Below are 16,525 nucleotides of genomic sequence, written 5' to 3'. Positions count from 1 at the left end.
GCTCCCTCATCGGCCGTGAAACTTCGGTGGTCGCCGCTCCCGAAAGGCCGCCAGGCCCTCCTTGAAATCGGCTGTCCGGCAGGATAGTTCGAGGTTGAACAGCTCCTGGGTCATGGATTGGGTCAGGGTCGCGTGCTGACCGAAGCCGAGCGCCTGCTTGGCCAGCCCGATCGCGGTCGTCGGCCCCGCGGCCAGCCGTTCCAGCAACTTTTCGGCGGTGTCATCGAGTTCGGCGGGGCTGACCGCTTCGTGGATCAATCCCCAATCGGCCGCGTCAACCCCGCTGACCTGCTCGCCCAGCAGCAGCATGCGCCTGGCCCGCGCCAGGCCCACCAGCCGGGGCAGCAGCCAGGTGGCGCCCGAATCGGGGCTGAATCCGCGGTCCACGAAGGGTTCCCAGAACACGGCGTCGGCGGCGGCGACGGTGAAGTCGGCGGCCAGCGCGAGATTGCAGCCCAACCCCGCCGCCCAGCCCCGCACGCTGCAAAGCACCGGTAGCTGGATGCTCGTGACGAGCTCGATGACGCGGTGAGCTTGGTGGGGGATGCGCCGCACCAGATCCCCGGTGCGCGGGCGCTGCCGGTCGTTGCCGGCGACCCAGTCCACCCCGGCGCAGAAGTCCTCGCCGCCCCGGATGTGAACGACGCGCAGCGCATCGTCGGCGGCGGCATCGGTCAGTGCCGCTACCAAGGCTTCGATCATGTTCTGGTTCAACGAGTTACGCCGGGAGGGGCGATCGAGTGTCACCCGCAACACCGCGCCCTCCCGGCGCAGTGTCACCGAGCCGTCGGCACCGGCCGCCTCGGCCTCCTGACTCACCGTCGAATCCGGCCTTTCTGCCGATACGGTTACCCATACAGTAGGCAATACGATTGATACGCTGTATAAGTTAGCAGGGTACGCTGCCGCCGGAAATAGCCGGGCCGGAACCCGAGCGAAAAGAGAGAAGCATGGCCTTGCAGGAGGGGCGAGCCGACGGGCAGGCCGCGCCCGAATCGACCAGCGCAGGCGACGCCCGATTCGGCGAGCAGCCCCTTGCCCAGACCGTGGCCGCCGCCGGCGCCATGCGGCGCCTGACCGCACTGCTGCTTTCGCTCGAACACCCGCATCCGACGGTGGATGCCATGGTGGCGAAGTTCGCCGAGTGGGAGCGCGAGCTGAGCGTCGCGGCGCCGGCCGACAACGCGCCGCGCATCGGTGACGTCCCCGACGATCCCCGACGTGTCTACCTCAACCACGCGACCGACATCGGCGCCTACAACCCCTGTTTTCCCCGGTATCGGTTCGACCACCTCGACGCCGAAAAAGCGGCCGGGCGAGTGAATTTCCCGCTGGCCTACGAGGGCCCCCCGGGATTGGTGCACGGCGGCTTCCTGGGTGTCTTCTTCGATTGCGCGATCCAACACCACAATTGCGTCACGGGTCTTTCGGGCAAGACGCGGTCGCTGGTCGTGACATTCCGCCGGCCGACGCCGGTGTTGACCGAGCTGCGGTTCGACATCGCCCGCTCGCAGATCGAACGCGGCATCGCCTCGACGGCACGGCTGCTGCTGGACGACGAAGTGCTCTGCACCGGCGAGGTGAACACGCTGGCTTCACCGCCGGAAAAGCTGACCGGATTTCGATTCGGCAGGCGGCGAAAGGAGTCCGACACATGACCGCCCCGGACGATCGCGTGCTGTTCGAAGTCGACCGCGATCGCCGGATCGCGACGATCACGCTGAACAATCCGGCGCAGCGCAACTCCTACGACGCCGCGATGCGCGAGGCGCTGGCCCGCTGCCTGGACCGGGTGGCCGAGGACGATGACCTGACGGTGGTGTTGTTGCGCGGCGCCGGTGGTGTCTTCTCCACCGGGGCCGACATGAACAACGCTTATGGCTGGTACGGCGAGCGGGGAGAAAAGGGCGAGGACGCGGCGGCAAAGCGCCGGCCCAGCCAGCGCCGACGACTCACGGTGGACCGCAAGTCATTTGGCTTCTACCACAACTTCATGGGCTTCCCCAAGGTCACGGTGGGCGAGATCGCCGGCTACGCGCTCGGCGGCGGCTTCGAGATGGCGCTGATGACCGACATCTCCGTGATCGCGCGCGATACGAAGATCGGGATGCCGGCGACCCGCTTCCTCGGCCCCGCGCTCGGCAGCCTGCACATGTTCTTCCACCGGCTGGGACCGGTGCTGGCGCGGCGCCTGCTGCTGACCGGCGACATCATCGAGGCGGGTGAGCTCGAACACCTCGGAATCTTCACCGACACCTGCGATTCCGCCGCCGTACCCGCGCGGGCGCGGTACTGGGCCGAGAAGGCGGCGAAGATGCCCGCCGACGGGGTGGTCATCGCCAAGGAGGCCTTCCGGCTCGTCGAACAGAGTCAGGCTTACCAGGGTGAGGAAGTCGCCAGCTATCTGTTTCACGCCTTCGGCACCAACCTGCAATTCGGGCCGGGCGAGTTCAACTTCGTCAAAACCCGCGCACAGCACGGAACCAAGGAGGCGTTCCGGCTTCGAGATGAGCACTTCGACGTGCCGGAACCCGAAGCGTGATAAGCGGATTGGCCGGCTAGCGCGCCGGGGCCTTAGTGCCCGCCCGCGACCCGGGTGACTTGGCGGCCTTGCGCTGCCGGGACGGCGCCGCCTTGCCGGCTTTCGCCCCCTTGCCCTCCTCGATCAGGCGGCTGGCGTGGTCGAGGATGCAGCCCAGGCCGTATTCGAAGTTGGTCTCATCGGGAGCGCCGATCCGATGACCGATCCGGCTCACCTGGGCCAGCAGCGGGGTCTTCTCGGGATCGATGGCAACCGCATCCTCGATCGCGCGCGCGCCATCGTCGGTGGATTGGTTCTTCTCGTACAACCGCTGCAGCACCACCGACCCGCGCACGTGCACCGAAACCGCCGAATACGTGTCGAAGGCGTCCTCCGGCGACAACCCGGCCTCGACCAGGTTGGCGATCGCCTTCTCCATCTCCTCGGCACCCAGCCGCGCGGCCTTCGGGCTGAGCGCGGCGCGAATCAGAATCAGGTCGCACAGAATTGGGTTGCCCATGAACGTCTTACGCATCAGGCGCGCGTGGTTGCGCAACGTCTCGCGCCAGTCACTGGCTTCGACGTAGGGGGTCGCGAACACATACTTGCTCAACGCGCGATCGGTCATCGCGTTGAGCAGGTCGTCCTTCTTGCGGAAGTACCAGTAGATGCTGGTGACGCCGACGCCCAGATGTTTGCCCAGCAGCGGCATGCTCAAGTTGTCAATCGACACTTGTTCCGCGAGTTCGAATGCGCCACTGATGATGTCATCGGGATTGATGGATCCGCGTTCGCGTCGTTGACGCTTATCGGCGGTAGCTTGCTTTGCCACTACGGGCACCTCCATCACGATGTATCCTGGGCATGCGGTCGGCGAGCCCTGCCGACTCACCTGCGCATACGTAGGCGTATCGCCGCTCGACGATGACCGTCAACCGGCCTTCCGTGCGTTTTTCCATCTGCTACTGTAATACCTATCGTAGGCTTTTTGGTAACGAAGGCTGGACGGGCGAAGATGACCGGGCACAAGCCATTGAACGAGTCACCCGATAAGCCACGGGAATTGCCATGGATTTAGGCCTGGCGGATGCCGCAACGGCGGTCGTCGGCGGCAGCCGCGGGATGGGTTTGGCGGCCGCCCGTTGCCTCGCCGACGAGGGCGCCAGGGTCGCGGTCATCGGCCGTAGTCGTGACGCGCTCGACTCGGCGGTGGCCGATCTGCAGGCGCGCGGAAGCGCCGATGCGCTCGGGCTCGTCGCCGACATCGCCGACGCCGGCCAGGTCGACGCGGCGTTCGCCGAGCTCGACCGCCGCTGGGGCGGCGAACTCAACGTGCTCGTCAACACGGTAGGCCCGGGCGCGGCCGGCACATTCGACGATCTGACCGACGAGCAATGGCGCGAGGCCGTCGAAGACGGCGTGCTCGGGATGGTGCGCTGCGTCCGCGCGGCACTTCCGTTGCTGCGCAAGGCGCCATGGGCGCGGATAGTCAACTTCTCGGCGCACTCGACCCAGCGGCAGAGCGTCATGCTGCCCGCGTACACGGCGGCCAAATCGATGCTGACGAGCGTCTCGAAGAACCTCTCGCTGTTGTTGGCCAAGGACGAGATTCTGGTCAACGTGGTGTCGCCCGGCAGCATCGCTTCGGAGTCACTCGTCGGCTGGGCGAAGTCGGTGGGCGTGGACGGCGACGACCCCTACGCGCTGATGGACGCCATTGCCAAGCACTTTGGCCATCCCGCCCACCTGCCCCGGGCCGGCCTGCCGGAGGAGATCGGGCCGGTGGTCGCCTTCCTCGCGTCGCGGCGCAACTCCTACATGACCGGGGCCAACATCAACGTCGACGGTGGTTCGGACTTCACCTGAGGGTCCGGACCGGAGAAATTTCGGCTGAGGAGAAGGAGTCGACTGTGGCGACGGCACGTGAGGCGCGCGCTTGGGCGCGCGGGGCATTGCGGGGAATCGGTGACTCGCTCTACACCCCGTTCTGCGGCCAGGACGGCGACGACATCGACTGGGAGGCCTACCGGACGCTGGTTCGCTATTGCGTCGGCGACCTCGGGCACCCGATGCTGTGGTGCACCAGCGGCCTCGCCGAATTCTGGGCGTTGACCATGGATGAGCGAAAACGCTTGCTGGAGGTCGCAATCGAGGAGGGCCGGGCCGTCAACCCCGACCTCGTCGTGCAGGCGTGCACGGCGGCGATCACAGCGAAGGACTGCCTGGACCTGACGCTGCACGCCCAGGAGGCGGGCGCCGACATCGCCTACATCCAAACGCCGATGATGGAGGCGCACGGCGGGGAGGGCGTGCTGCGGTTCTTCAAATACATCGCCGCCCGCACCGACATCGCCCTGGGCATGTTCAACTCGCCGTCGTCCGGCTACGTGCTGACCGCCGCGGAAAGCGCGCGGATCTACGACGAGGTGCCCGCGGTGTGCGCCACCAAGGAGGGCGCCTTCCGGCCGGCGAGTAGCCGGCTGCTGCACCAACTGGCCCCCGGCTTGGTGCTCTGGGAGTGCGACAAGACGGTGTATCGCGCGGGATGGCTGCGCGACGGGATCGTCTGCCCGGCGCAGCTGGGCACGGCGGGCTATCTGTTCGAGACGCCGCAGCGGCGATTGTTCTCCCACTATTGGGATTTGGTGCAAAACGACAAGCTGCTCGAGGCCATGGACTTCGGCCGCGAGTCGGGACTGGACCAGTTCGATCTCGACATCGGGTCCTGGTGGACCTGCTATCCCGGGCGGCCGGATTACTTCACCCACTGGGGCGGCGCCTTCAAGTACGCCGCCTCGCTGCTGGGCCTGCCGATCGGTTCGTATCCGCATTCGCGGCCCCCGCAGGCGGAATTGCCGCCGGAAGCCAAGTCGCAGATCGAGCAGGCCTACCGCCGCCTGGGACTCATCGGCGCGTAGGGCCGCCAAACCGATTGGTCCACAGGGAAATAACGAGAAGCCCGGCCACCTTCGGTGACCGGGCTTCTCGTCAACCGTTACTGTTCGGCCTTCTCGCGCGCCTCGGCGGCCTTGGCCTTGGCGCGGGCCTTCTCCGCCGCGGCTTCCTTCTTCGCCGCGCTGCGCTGCGCGTCGGCCTTGTCCTGCTGGGCCTGACCCTCGTTGACCAGGTCGTTGCGGCCGATGATGGTGCCGACGATCTCCTTGGCCTTACCGAACACGGCCTCGACGATGCCCTGGATGGCCTCGATCGGACCACTCTTGGCGTCAACCATTGCGTTCCCCTCCGTATTTATTGGGTATCCCCGTTTGCTTTCCCGATTGCCCGCCGTGGGCAAACGTGGATGGGACGTGGCGCTCGCCACACCCGCCGGCGCGAACCGATCCGGGGTGTCGGTGGCGGCGGTCGGACTCGCGGTTCAGTGACGCGAAAGCCGCAGTTCGGCCGGGGTTCTCACGCGCGTAGCGGCGGTTGTGGAAAACGGTACCGATAGGTATACAGTATGCGTACAAAATATCGCGCAATCCGGTACGCGATCGTGAGGAGGTATCGGGGGAGATGTCCGGCAGCGACGGCGCTTCCGAAGGCGCAGTGCTCTACGAGGCCACCGGCAGCGGCGTCGCGATCCTGACCTTCAACCGTCCGGACCGGCTCAACGCCTGGGGCCCGGACATCGCAGCCGGGTTCTACTCCGCCATCGACCGCGCCGAACGCGACCCGGCCATCCGAGCGATCGTGCTCACCGGCCGGGGCAAGGGATTTTGTGCGGGCGCGTATCTGGGCACGCCGAGCTCCGCGCCGACCTACGGGGACACGATGGAACGGGCGAGTCAGACCAACCTGGCCGAACTGGTCGGGGAGCGCCCGCCGCATTTCGTGACCACGCTGCGCAAGCCCGTCATAGCGGCGATCAACGGCGCCTGCGTCGGCATCGGATTGACCCAGGCGCTGATGTGTGACGTCCGGTTCGCGGCCGCCGGTGCGAAGTTCGCCGCCGTGTTCGCCCGGCGCGGGCTGATCGCGGAGTTCGGCATCTCTTGGATACTGCCGCGCCTCACCACCTGGGGTGTCGCCCTGGATCTGCTGTTGAGTGGGCGCACCTTCCTCGCCGAGGAGGCGGCCGAGCTCGGCCTCGTCAAAGAAGTGGTGGCGTCCGAGGACCTGATGAAGCGCGCGCTGGACTACGCGGAGGACATCGCCCGCAATTGCTCGCCGGCTTCCATGGCAGTGATCAAGCGGCAGGTGTACGGCGACGCCACCCGCGATGTCGTCGATGCGACGTCGCGCGCCGAGGTGTTACTGCACGAGGCGATGCCGCGGCCAGACGTCATCGAAGGCATCACCAGCTTCCTCGAGAAGCGGCCCCCGCAATTTCCCTCGCTCAACTCGACCGACGCTTAGTGTCGCGTTAAGGCCGGAAAGGATGATCATGGCCACCTTGGGTTATCAAGCGATTGACGTCGACAACCATTACTACGAGCCGCTGGACGCCTTCACCCGCCATCTCGACAAGGCGTTCAAGAGCCGCGGCGTCCAGATGGTCACTCAGGGCAAACGCACTCTGGCCGTGATCGGCGGTCGCGTCAACCACTTCGTGCCGAACCCCACCTTCGATCCGATTATCGTGCCGGGTTGCCTGGATCTGCTGTTCCGCGGGGAGATCCCCGAAGGTGTGGACCCGGCGTCGCTGATGAAGGTCGAGCGGCTCGCCGAGCACCCGGAGTATCAGAATCGCGACGCGCGGATCGCGGTGATGGACACCCAGGACATCGAAAGTGTGTTCATGCTGCCGACTTTCGCGTGCGGGGTCGAGGAGGCGCTCAAGCACGACATCGAGGCGACGATGGCGTCGGTGCACGCGTTCAACCTGTGGCTCGACGAAGACTGGGGCTTCGACCGGCAGGATCACCGCATCATTGCCGCGCCGATCATCTCGCTGGCCGATCCGGAGAAGGCGCTCGTAGAGGTGGAGTTCGTGTTGGGGCGCGGCGCCAAGCTGGTGCTGGTGCGCCCGGCGCCGGTGCCCGGCTTGGTCAAGCCGCGCTCGCTGGGGCATCCCAGCCATGACCCGGTGTGGGCCCGGCTGGCCGAGGCGGGAGTGCCGGTCGGATTCCACCTCAGCGACAGCGGCTATCTGCACATCGCGGCGGCGTGGGGTGGCAAGGCAACGTTCGAGGGCTTCGGCGCGAAGGATCCACTGGACAACGTGCTCCTCGATGACCGTGCCATCCACGACACGATGGCCTCGATGATCGTGCACGGCGTGTTCACCCGCCATCCAAAGCTCAAGGCGGTCAGCATCGAGAACGGCTCGTACTTCGTCCACCGGCTGATCAAGCGATTGAAGAAGGCGGCCAACACCCAGCCCCGTGACTTCCCCGAGGATCCGGTGGAGCAGCTGCGCAACAACGTGTGGATCGCGCCCTACTATGAGGACGATCTGACCGAGCTGGCCGACGTCATCGGCATCGACAAGATCCTGTTCGGTTCCGACTGGCCGCACGGCGAGGGCCTCGAAACTCCGGTCTCCTTCGCCGAGGAGCTCACCGGCTTCAGCGAAGCCGATGTCCGTAAAGTTATGCGCGACAACGCCCTTGACCTGCTCGGCGTTCCGGTCGCCTCGGCCGTCTAGCCGCCCACTATGAGCGAATGGACCGTGGGCGCCGTTCTCGACGCCATCGCCGACGTCGTGCCCGACCGCCTGATGACCGTGTGTGGCGACCGCAAGAGCACGTTCGCCGAATCCGCGCGGCGCACCAACCGATTGGCGAACTATCTGGGCGGCAAGGGTTTCGGTGTCTACGCGGCGCGTGAGGGCCTAGAGCGCTGGGAGTGTGGCCAGGACCGCATCGCGCTGCTGATGTACAACGACCTCTACCCGGACATGCTGATCGGGTGCCTCAAGGCCCGCACCGTCCCGGTGAACGTCAACCACCACTACTCGCCGCGGGAAATCCGCGACCTGCTCGACTACGTCAAGCCCCGCGGCATCATCTATCACCGCTCGCTCGGCGCCCGGTTCGCCGACGTGTTGCCGCCGGCCGGCACCGAATTGCTGATCTCCATCGACGACGGCAGCGGGGTTCCCCAGCTGCCGAGGGCGATTCCGCTCGACGACGCCCTGGCGGGCGCCAGCCCCGAGCGCGGGGACGAGGGGTCCCCGGACGACCTGATCATGATGTGCACCGGCGGAACGACGGGCCGTCCGAAGGGCGTGCTGTGGCGTCAGAGCGACATGTACGTGTCGTCGATGGTGGGCGCCGACCATGCCAGCGTCACCGAGATCCACGACAAGGTCGCCGGTGGCGGACAACCGTGGTTCGCGGTGTCTCCGCTCATGCACGCCGCCGGCATGTGGACCGCCTTCGCCGCGCTGTGCGCCGGCCTGCCCGTGGTGCTCTACGACGACCGCAACAAGCTGGACGTGCGGTCGGTGTGGGAGACCGCCGAGCGCGAGAAGGTGGGCATGATGACGATGGTGGGCGACGCGTACGCCGGGCCACTGATCGCCGAGCTGCGCGCGCGCAACTACGACCTGTCCGCGCTGCAGGCGATCGGCACCGGGGGAGCCGCGACCAACGCGAGACACAAACGCGCACTGATGGAATGCCTGCCCCACATCACCATCATCGAGGGCTACGGGTCGTCCGAGAGCGGCAACATGGCGTTCGGGCACAGCCGCGAGGGGACCGCCAGCGAAACGTTTCAGCCCAGGGAGGGGGCCACCGTGGTGTCGGCCGACCGCACCCGGTTCCTGCGTCCCGGTGAGCGGGAGATCGGCTGGGCCGCCCGGACCGGCCGCATTCCGCTCGGTTACTTCGGCGACGCGGAGGCCACCCAGCGGACGTTCCCGCAAATCGAGGGTCAGCGGGTGGTGATACCGGGCGACCGGGCATCGCTCGAACCCGACGGCACCATCCGCCTGTTCGGCCGCGACTCGCTGGTCGTGAACACCGGTGGGGAAAAGGTTTTCGTCGAAGAGGTCGAGGAAGTGCTGCGCGCGCAGCCGGGCGTAGTCGACGCCCTGGTCGTCGGGCGTCCGAGCGAGCGGTGGGGGCAAGAAGTAGTCGCCCTCGTCGCGGCGCACCCGGATGCGCGCCTGCGCCCAGACGCCCTGCACGACGCGTGCACGGCGCAACTGGCGCATTTCAAGGCGCCCAAGGCCGTCATCTTCGTCGAGCAGATCGAACGCCTCGGCAACGGCAAGCCCAACTACCGGTGGGCCAGAGAGCAAGCCACCCAACACATGCCGGTGACCGCGCTGGTTCCGTCCGACCCCGAAGGAAGTCATGAACACCAAAGCGATTGACTGCCTGGTGAACGTCCACTTCGGGGAGGCCGAATCCCAGCCGACGTGGATGCTCAAGGTCAGGGACGACTATTTCAAGGGCCCCGAATCGATGTTCGCACCGGTCGACCTCTCCGAATTGCTCGCCGAGATGGACGAACAGGGTGTGCGCAAGGCGATCCTGATGGACTCGCTCGCGAACCCGTCCACGACCGCGCGCAAGTTCGTCGAAGCGAGGCCCGACCGGTTCGCGCTGGCCATGGGTGGGGTGAACCTGCTGCGCCCGGTGCGGTCACTGCGCGAGCTGACGGCCGTCGCGGGGGAGCTGCCCGTCGCGTATGCCGTAGTGGGGCCGAGCTTTTGGGGTGACGGCCAGTACCCGCCCAGCGACGCGGTCTACTACCCGCTCTACGCCAAGTGCGCCGAGCTCGATCTCCCGCTGTGCATCAACACGGGCATCCCGGGACCGCCCATACCCGGCGAGGTCCAGCACCCCATGCACCTCGACCGGGTATGCGTGCGCTTTCCCGAACTGCGGCTGTGCATGATCCACGGCGCCGACCCGTGGTGGGACGTCGCTATCCGATTGCTGCTCAAGTACGCCAACCTGCGGCTCATGACCTCGGCGTGGTCGCCCAAGCGGCTGCCGGAGAGCCTGCTGCACTACATGCGCACGCGCGGTCCGAACAAGGTGATCTACGCGTCGGACTGGCCGGTGTTGCCCATGCGGCGGGTCATACCGGAAGCCCGTGCGCTGGATCTACCCGCCGAGGTGCTCGACAACTACCTTTACAACAACGCGCAGGACTTCTTCTTCGGGAAGGACGAGTAACGATGGACCGCTTCGAACTACGCAGACTGGACTACAGTCTGTCCCCCGACCATGTGGCCCTGCAGGATGCGTACAAGCAGTTCTTCAAGACCCACTGTTCGATCGAAACCGTCCGCGCCGCAGAGCCATCGGGTTTCGATAAGAACCTGTGGGAGAGGCTGTGCGGGATGGGCGCGACCACGATGGCGCTGCCCGAGGCGTGCGGCGGGGACGGCGCCACCCTGGTCGACCTCACCCTGGTGGCCGAGGAACTCGGCCGGTCGTTGGCGCCGGTGCCGTGGATCGACCACGTCTGCGCCGCACGGCTGCTGGGGCGTCTGGGCGCCGATATCGCCGGGGTCGCCGAGGGAGACCGGCTGGTCGCGCTCGACCCGCGCATCGATGCCGGCCGCGGCCCGCGGCTGATTCCCTCCGGGTCGATCGCGGATGAGATCATCGTCCGCGATGGCGACGAAGTCGTGTGCCTGACCTTCGCCACCCGCCCGGCGAAGGTCGACAACATCGGCCGCCTGCCGATGGCCTGGGTGGACCCGGCCGCGGCGGATACGCGTGAGACCCTCGCCGACGGGCCCGAGGCGACGGCGACTTACCAACTGGCGCTGGACGAATGGCGGCTGTTGACCGCGGCGGCGCTGGTCGGGCTGGTGGAGGAGACCATGACCATCGCCGCCGAGTTCGCCAAGACCCGGTACACGCTGGGCGTGCCCATCTCGACGCTGCAGGCGATCTCGCATCCGCTGGCGAACATGGCCATCACCGTCCAGGGCGGGCGCAACCTGGCCCGGCGCGCCGCCTGGTTCCTGGACAACGAGCCCGGCGAGCGACCCGAATTGGCGCCATCCGCATTCGTTTTCATGGCCGAGGAGGCCGCCAGGGCGGCGACCATGGCCGTGCACATCCAAGGCGGACTTGGGGTCTCGTCCGAAGCCGCCGCGACGGCGTACCTCGTGCGCGCCCGGGGATGGCCACTTGCGGGCGGCGATCCGGGCACCGCGGCCCGGCGCGTCGCCGAGATCGTGACCGCCCGCGAGGCCCAGCCGGCCTAGGAAGGAGCGCATCATGGATTTCTCCCGCGTCGAGCTCTCCGACGAGGACAAGGCATTCCGCGACGAGGCGCGCAGCTTTCTGGCCACGCACATGACCGAAGAGGTCAGGCGTCGGGACCGGGAGACGGGCGATAATTTCGACGAGGGCCTGCACCTGAAGCTCGGCGCCGCAGGGTATTTGGCCGCCGAGTGGAAGCCGGAATCCGATGGCGGCTTCAGCCGCGTGCGGCGCCGCGTCTGGGAATTGGAGAAGCGGCGGGTGCACGTGCCGTGGGTGACGTGGGGCACCACCGCGATGGTGGCCCGTTCGGTGGACAAGTTCGGGTCGCCGCAACTGCGCGAGGAGGTGCTGCCGAAGGTCTTCAGCGGCGAGGTGCGGTTGTGCCTCGGCTACACCGAGCCCGAAGGCGGCTCCGATGTGGCCACCTGTAAGACGCGCGCGGTACGCGACGGGGACGAGTGGATCATCAACGGCTCCAAGATGTTCACCACCGGCGCCCACAACTGCCAATACGTTTTCCTGATCACCAACACCGCCCCCGACGCGCCGAAGCACAAGAGCCTGACCATGTTCCTGGTCCCGCTGGATTCGCCCGGCATCGAGATCCAGGGCATCCGCACGGTGGACGGCGACCGGACCAACATCGTCTATTACAGCGACGTCCGGGTGGACGACAAGTACCGGCTGGGCGAGGTTAACGGCGGCTGGACGGTGCTGCGCGAACCGCTCAACGTCGAGCACGGCGCCGTCGCCGCCGCGCCGGACGGGCTGCAGGACACGTCAATCATGATGCACCAGGCGGGATTTCTGTCTCAGGCGGTGGACCGGGCCGCGGCGGCCGTGACACGGTCCGACGGGGACGGGCGCCGGCTCATCGACGACAGGTCCGTCGCGTATCGGCTGGGTCGCTGCGTCGCGCGGCTGGAGACGGCGCTGGCCACCCCGAGCATCTTCGGTCGGGTCGCCATCGCGCAGACGATGCGCGACATCTCCCCGGAACTCATGGACATCCTCGGGGCGGCGTCCATGCTGTCGTTCGGTACGGAAGGCGCCGCCGACGACGGCAGCGCCGAATACGCGTACCGGTTCGCCCCGCTGGTGGGCATCTATGGCGGCACGCTGGAGGTGTTCCGCAACATGATCGCCCAGTACATGCTCGGTCTGGGCAAGCCCAATTACTCGCCGCCGGTCAAGCAGGTATCGTGATAGCGCTCGGCGAGGCGCTCAGGTCGTCAGGATGCTCGCCGCGGCGGTGCCCGGCGCGCCGTAAAGCTGAGCGAACCCGACGCGCGGCCCGCCCGGCACCTGGCGATCGCCGGCCTGGCCGCGGAGCTGCAGCACCAGTTCATGGATTTGGCGCAGCCCCGACGCCCCGATCGGCTCGCCGTTCGCGATGAGCCCGCCGTCGGTGTTGATCGGCATCGATCCGCCGATCTCGGTGGCACCTTCGGCCAGTAGCTTTTCCTGCTCCCCGTCGGCGCAGAACCCGCACTCGGCCATGTGGATGATCTCCGCGCCGGCGTCGGTGTCCTGCAGCTGGATGACGTCGACGTCCTCCGGTGCCACGCCGGCCATCTCGAACGCTGCGCTTGACGCGTAGACGGTCGGTGAGACGTCCTCGTCGACCGGGGCGAAGGTGGTGTTGACCTCGTAGGCGCCGTAGCGACGGGTGCGCACCTGAACCGCCCGCAAGAAGATCGGCGTGCCGGTGTAGCGGTGGGCGATGTCCGCGCGGCACATCACGACGGCGGCGGCGCCCTCGTCGGGCGCGCAGAACATGTACTGGGTGAGCGGGTAGTTCAGCATCGCCGAGCTGAGGATGTCCTCTTCGGAGATCGGCTTGCGGCGAAAGGCGCATGCGTTCAACGCCCCGTTGCGGAAGTTCTTGGCGGCCACCCGCGCCAGCGTCCGCTGCGAGACGCCGTGCTCGTGCAGGTAGCGGTTGGCCTTCATGCCGAAGAACTTGGTGGTCAGGTACTGCCCGTTCTCGGCGTACCAGCGCGGCATCCCCACCAGGGCCGGGTCCTCGGTGAACGCGCCGCGCGGGTGCTTGTCCATGCCGATGGCGATGCCGATGTCGTAGTCGCCCAACCGGATGCCGTCCGCGCACGCCTTGGCGGCGCTGGCCGCCGTCGCGCACGCGTTGAACACGTTGGTGAAGGGGATGCCCGACAAGCCCACCATGGCGACGATCGCGTCCGGGTTGGCCACCGTCCAGCTTCCCCCCGTGGCGGCTTGAATGTCCTTCCACTCGATGCCGGCGTCGGCGACCGCGAGTTGGATTGCGTCCGCGGCCATTTCCATGGCGGTCTTGCCCTCGAAGCGGCCGAACGGGTGCAGCCCCACACCGATGATGGCCACGTCATTCGTCACGCAATGGCTCCCGATTCCTTCAGCTCTTCGATGCGGTCCCAATCCATGCCCAGTTCCATCAACACGATCTCGGTGTGCTCGGAGGCCTGTGGCGCCCGTGTGGTCACCAGCGGCTCGTGATTGAACTGCACGGGTCCGCGCACGACGCGGAAAGGCTTTCCGCCGCTGGCCAGTTCGACCTCGCTGACCATGTCGTTGGCAAGGGCCTGCTCGTCGTTGGCCAGGTCGAGCAGGCTCTGGAATGGCGCCCACTGACCCTTCATCGTCTTCAAATGCGTCCGCCAGTAGTCGAAGGGCTTGGCGGCGAAGGCCTTCGCGATCAGCTCGGCGGCCGCCGCGGCGTTCTGTATCAGCGGGAGCACCTCGGAGAAGCGCGGATCGTCCGCGGCCTCGGGGATGCCGAGGTGGGAGAAGGTGTCGCGGATCAAGCCGGTCGGGCTGATGATGCACAAGTTGATCGTGCCGCCGTCGGAGGTCAGGTAGTTGCCCATGAAGGGGTTCACCGACATCGCGGCCGCGGAGCCCGGCATGAACGTGCGCATCACTTCACCGGTCTCCATGCCTTGCGTCATGCTCGCGCCCGCCGCCCACCAGGCGGTGCTCAACAACGACACGTCGAGCTCGAGGGCCTCGCCGGTGCGCTCGCGATGCAGCAATGCGGCCGAGATGCCGCCGGCGATGAACATGCCGCCGATGGAGTCGCCGAACGCGGGAATGCCTTGTCCCAGTGCGCCGCCCAGCTCCTCGGGCGTCAACGCGTAGCCGATGCCGCTGCGCGTCCAGAACGCCGTCCCGTCATAACCGCCCACGTCTCGTTCGGCGCCCTTGTCGCCGTACGCCGAGCCGCGGGCGTAGACGATGTTGGGGTTCACCGCGCGGATGTGTTCCACGTCGAACTTGTGCTTTTGGCGTTGCGCCGGCATGTAGTTGGTGAGAAACACATCGGAGGTCTTCGCCAGTTCGTAGATCACTTCCTGGCCGCCCGGCGTGGAGACGTCGATCCCGACGCTGCGCTTGCCCCGGTTGGGATGCTCCATCAGCGGATGGCGCTCCGGGTCGACCTGGATGCCGCCCATGTTGAGGAAGCCCCGCTGGGTGTCGCCGCGCAGCGGGTGTTCGACCTTGATGACGTCCGCGCCCCAATCGGCCAGGATGGCGCCCGCGGCCGGGACGAAGGTGAATTGCGCAAGTTCGAGGACCCGGAAGCCCGACATCACTTTGACCATTTTCGGACCCTACTTCGCGTCGAACGTCACGGGAAGCGCTGTCGGGGAACGGAACGGCTGACCGTGGATGTGTGGATCGTCGTCGGTGAGCAGCGCGACGTTGGTCACCCGATCCAGCAGGCACTCGACCGCCACGCGGGTTTCCAACCGCGCCAAGTGCAATCCCAGACAGGTGTGCTCGCCGGCGGCGAAGGAGATGTGTGGTAGGTGCTTGCGGAAGATGTCGAATTCTTCGGCGCGATCCCAGCGCCGCTCGTCGCGGTTCGCCGCCCCGATGCAGACCCCGACCACCGAGCGCGCCGGAATCTGAACGCCTTCCAGCTCCGTGTCCTCGGTGGCGAATCGCTGCACGGTGGTCAGCGGCGTCTCGAAGCGCAGCCCTTCCTCGATCGCCTGCGGCAAGAGCCCGCGGTCGGCCTGCACCGCGGCGAACTGGTCCGGATGAGTGAGCAGCAGGTATAGCAGGTTGCCCGAGGACCGGTAGGTGGTCTCCAACCCCGCGGGCAACAACAACCGCAGGAAGGAGTAAATGGCTTCGTCGCTGAGCTTTTCGCCGTCGATCTCCGCGGTGACCAGATCGCCGATGATGTCCTCGGTGGGAGCGGACTTGCGCTGTTCGATCTGCCCGACGAAGTAGTCCTTGAGCGCCGCCGACGCCTCGAAGGCGCGCTCATAGTCGACGTGGTAGCTGATCAATTGCACCGCGCGCTTGCGGAACTCCGGCAGGTCGTCGGCGGGCAGGCCCAAAAGTTGGGCGATGACGCGGGTGGGGAATTCGAAGGTGAAATTCCGGACCAGGTCGGCGTGGCCGCCGTCGATGAACTCGTCGATCAGCGCGTTGCAGATCGGCCGCACGATCGTGTCCTCCCAGCGGGCCAGCGCCTTGGACTTGAACGCCGCGGACACGAGGTTGCGGTGGTCGCGGTGCTTCTTTCCCTCCATCGCCAGGATGGTCGGCCCGATGAAGAGGCCGATCGTCTTGTCGTAGGGCGCCGAGCTGAACACCCGGCCGTCGCGGAACACCCTGTTCACCGCGTCGAACGAGACCGCGGAGTACTCGCGCTTGGGCATCAGCGCCTCGGGCGTCTTGGAGTAGTCCATCACCGTCCCCCGAAATACCCCGGCCTCGCGGCGCTTGCGGGCGAAGAAGGGGTACGGATCGCGCAGGCTGACGGTCTGGCCGTCGGCGTGAACGTCAGTCGTCACATCGAGGTCTCCAGATCTTGGGAACGGCAAGCCTTCGCGTAAGATCGTACTGTAATTCTTACAGTAGACAATAT

16 protein-coding genes are annotated in these 16,525 nt (G+C 66.9%); 10 read left to right on the top strand and 6 right to left on the bottom strand.

The window, feature by feature from the left end:
- Window positions 1-6: 6 nt before the first annotated feature.
- Entirely contained in the window at window positions 7-819 is an 813-nt protein-coding gene (locus A5730_RS10695; protein WP_067899293.1) for an enoyl-CoA hydratase/isomerase family protein, read from the bottom strand.
- A gap of 131 nt (window positions 820-950) precedes the next feature.
- On the opposite strand from A5730_RS10695, the gene A5730_RS10690 reads away from it, so the two are divergent.
- Complete coding sequence (locus A5730_RS10690) at window positions 951-1,658, top strand: hypothetical protein (RefSeq protein ID WP_067899289.1); 708 nt, start codon at window positions 951-953, stop codon at window positions 1,656-1,658.
- Window positions 1,655-2,542: an enoyl-CoA hydratase/isomerase family protein gene (locus A5730_RS10685; protein ID WP_067899287.1), complete on the top strand. Its 888-nt coding sequence runs from the start codon at window positions 1,655-1,657 to the stop codon at window positions 2,540-2,542. The genes A5730_RS10690 and A5730_RS10685 overlap by 4 nt, the downstream gene beginning before the upstream one ends.
- Before the next feature lie 16 nt (window positions 2,543-2,558).
- Here A5730_RS10685 and A5730_RS10680 read toward each other — a convergent pair whose 3' ends face one another.
- On the bottom strand, window positions 2,559-3,368 hold the full coding sequence (locus A5730_RS10680) for a TetR/AcrR family transcriptional regulator (RefSeq protein ID WP_067899285.1): 810 nt from the start codon (window positions 3,366-3,368) through the stop codon (window positions 2,559-2,561).
- Window positions 3,369-3,589: 221 nt separating this feature from the next.
- On the opposite strand from A5730_RS10680, the gene A5730_RS10675 reads away from it, so the two are divergent.
- Both A5730_RS10675 and A5730_RS10670 read left to right on the top strand, forming a co-directional pair.
- Window positions 3,590-4,387 (top strand): SDR family NAD(P)-dependent oxidoreductase, encoded by a 798-nt coding sequence (locus tag A5730_RS10675; protein WP_067899281.1) that lies wholly within the window; start codon window positions 3,590-3,592, stop codon window positions 4,385-4,387.
- Window positions 4,388-4,431: 44 nt separating this feature from the next.
- The gene (locus A5730_RS10670) at window positions 4,432-5,439 is read left to right on the top strand and encodes a dihydrodipicolinate synthase family protein (protein ID WP_067899278.1); all 1,008 of its coding nucleotides are present in this window, start codon (window positions 4,432-4,434) and stop codon (window positions 5,437-5,439) included.
- 77 nt (window positions 5,440-5,516) lie between these two features.
- Here A5730_RS10670 and A5730_RS10665 read toward each other — a convergent pair whose 3' ends face one another.
- Window positions 5,517-5,753 (bottom strand): general stress protein CsbD, encoded by a 237-nt coding sequence (locus A5730_RS10665; protein ID WP_067899276.1) that lies wholly within the window; start codon window positions 5,751-5,753, stop codon window positions 5,517-5,519.
- A 284-nt stretch (window positions 5,754-6,037) separates the two neighbouring features.
- On the opposite strand from A5730_RS10665, the gene A5730_RS10660 reads away from it, so the two are divergent.
- Genes A5730_RS10660 through A5730_RS10635 form a run of 6 tightly spaced genes read left to right on the top strand, consistent with a single transcriptional unit; the run spans window position 6,038 to window position 12,852 of the window.
- The gene (locus A5730_RS10660; RefSeq protein WP_067899272.1) at window positions 6,038-6,880 is read left to right on the top strand and encodes an enoyl-CoA hydratase; all 843 of its coding nucleotides are present in this window, start codon (window positions 6,038-6,040) and stop codon (window positions 6,878-6,880) included.
- A gap of 28 nt (window positions 6,881-6,908) precedes the next feature.
- Complete coding sequence (locus A5730_RS10655; protein WP_067899673.1) at window positions 6,909-8,111, top strand: amidohydrolase family protein; 1,203 nt, start codon at window positions 6,909-6,911, stop codon at window positions 8,109-8,111.
- Between the two features lie 9 nt (window positions 8,112-8,120).
- Window positions 8,121-9,788 carry an acyl-CoA synthetase gene (locus A5730_RS10650; RefSeq protein ID WP_067899269.1) on the top strand — a complete coding sequence of 556 codons (1,668 nt, stop codon included), beginning with the start codon at window positions 8,121-8,123 and terminating at the stop codon, window positions 9,786-9,788.
- The gene (locus tag A5730_RS10645; RefSeq protein WP_067899266.1) at window positions 9,769-10,599 is read left to right on the top strand and encodes an amidohydrolase family protein; all 831 of its coding nucleotides are present in this window, start codon (window positions 9,769-9,771) and stop codon (window positions 10,597-10,599) included. Before A5730_RS10650 ends, A5730_RS10645 begins: the two co-directional genes overlap by 20 nt.
- Window positions 10,600-10,601: 2 nt before the next feature.
- Complete coding sequence (locus A5730_RS10640; protein WP_067899263.1) at window positions 10,602-11,645, top strand: acyl-CoA dehydrogenase family protein; 1,044 nt, start codon at window positions 10,602-10,604, stop codon at window positions 11,643-11,645.
- Window positions 11,646-11,658: 13 nt separating this feature from the next.
- Complete coding sequence (locus A5730_RS10635) at window positions 11,659-12,852, top strand: acyl-CoA dehydrogenase family protein (protein ID WP_067899260.1); 1,194 nt, start codon at window positions 11,659-11,661, stop codon at window positions 12,850-12,852.
- 18 nt (window positions 12,853-12,870) lie between these two features.
- Here A5730_RS10635 and A5730_RS10630 read toward each other — a convergent pair whose 3' ends face one another.
- From A5730_RS10630 to A5730_RS10620, 3 genes are read right to left on the bottom strand one after another with little or no spacing between them, the layout of a single operon-like run.
- Entirely contained in the window at window positions 12,871-14,019 is a 1,149-nt protein-coding gene (locus A5730_RS10630; RefSeq protein ID WP_067899256.1) for a thiolase family protein, read from the bottom strand.
- Window positions 14,016-15,233 carry a CaiB/BaiF CoA-transferase family protein gene (locus tag A5730_RS10625; protein ID WP_067899670.1) on the bottom strand — a complete coding sequence of 406 codons (1,218 nt, stop codon included), beginning with the start codon at window positions 15,231-15,233 and terminating at the stop codon, window positions 14,016-14,018. Before A5730_RS10625 ends, A5730_RS10630 begins: the two co-directional genes overlap by 4 nt.
- A gap of 21 nt (window positions 15,234-15,254) precedes the next feature.
- The gene (locus A5730_RS10620; protein ID WP_067899252.1) at window positions 15,255-16,451 is read right to left on the bottom strand and encodes a cytochrome P450; all 1,197 of its coding nucleotides are present in this window, start codon (window positions 16,449-16,451) and stop codon (window positions 15,255-15,257) included.
- Window positions 16,452-16,525 lie beyond the last annotated feature (74 nt).

The organism is Mycobacterium sp. ACS4054, from assembly GCF_001667275.1.
In the GTDB taxonomy this organism is placed as follows: domain Bacteria; phylum Actinomycetota; class Actinomycetes; order Mycobacteriales; family Mycobacteriaceae; genus Mycobacterium.
This window is presented reverse-complemented; position numbering and strand designations above follow the sequence as displayed.

What these genes read in the sequence shown, in the direction of transcription:
- A5730_RS10690 (WP_067899289.1), top strand. Translation starts at nt 951, where the DNA reads ATGGCCTTGCAGGAGGGGCGAGCCGACGGGCAGGCCGCGCCCGAATCG.
- A5730_RS10685 (WP_067899287.1), top strand. Translation starts at nt 1,655, where the DNA reads ATGACCGCCCCGGACGATCGCGTGCTGTTCGAAGTCGACCGCGATCGC.
- A5730_RS10680 (WP_067899285.1), bottom strand. Translation starts at nt 3,368, where the DNA reads ATGGAGGTGCCCGTAGTGGCAAAGCAAGCTACCGCCGATAAGCGTCAA.
- A5730_RS10675 (WP_067899281.1), top strand. Translation starts at nt 3,590, where the DNA reads ATGGATTTAGGCCTGGCGGATGCCGCAACGGCGGTCGTCGGCGGCAGC.
- A5730_RS10665 (WP_067899276.1), bottom strand. Translation starts at nt 5,753, where the DNA reads ATGGTTGACGCCAAGAGTGGTCCGATCGAGGCCATCCAGGGCATCGTC.
- A5730_RS10660 (WP_067899272.1), top strand. Translation starts at nt 6,038, where the DNA reads ATGTCCGGCAGCGACGGCGCTTCCGAAGGCGCAGTGCTCTACGAGGCC.
- A5730_RS10655 (WP_067899673.1), top strand. Translation starts at nt 6,909, where the DNA reads ATGGCCACCTTGGGTTATCAAGCGATTGACGTCGACAACCATTACTAC.
- A5730_RS10650 (WP_067899269.1), top strand. Translation starts at nt 8,121, where the DNA reads ATGAGCGAATGGACCGTGGGCGCCGTTCTCGACGCCATCGCCGACGTC.
- A5730_RS10645 (WP_067899266.1), top strand. Translation starts at nt 9,769, where the DNA reads ATGAACACCAAAGCGATTGACTGCCTGGTGAACGTCCACTTCGGGGAG.
- A5730_RS10640 (WP_067899263.1), top strand. Translation starts at nt 10,602, where the DNA reads ATGGACCGCTTCGAACTACGCAGACTGGACTACAGTCTGTCCCCCGAC.
- A5730_RS10635 (WP_067899260.1), top strand. Translation starts at nt 11,659, where the DNA reads ATGGATTTCTCCCGCGTCGAGCTCTCCGACGAGGACAAGGCATTCCGC.
- A5730_RS10625 (WP_067899670.1), bottom strand. Translation starts at nt 15,233, where the DNA reads ATGTCGGGCTTCCGGGTCCTCGAACTTGCGCAATTCACCTTCGTCCCG.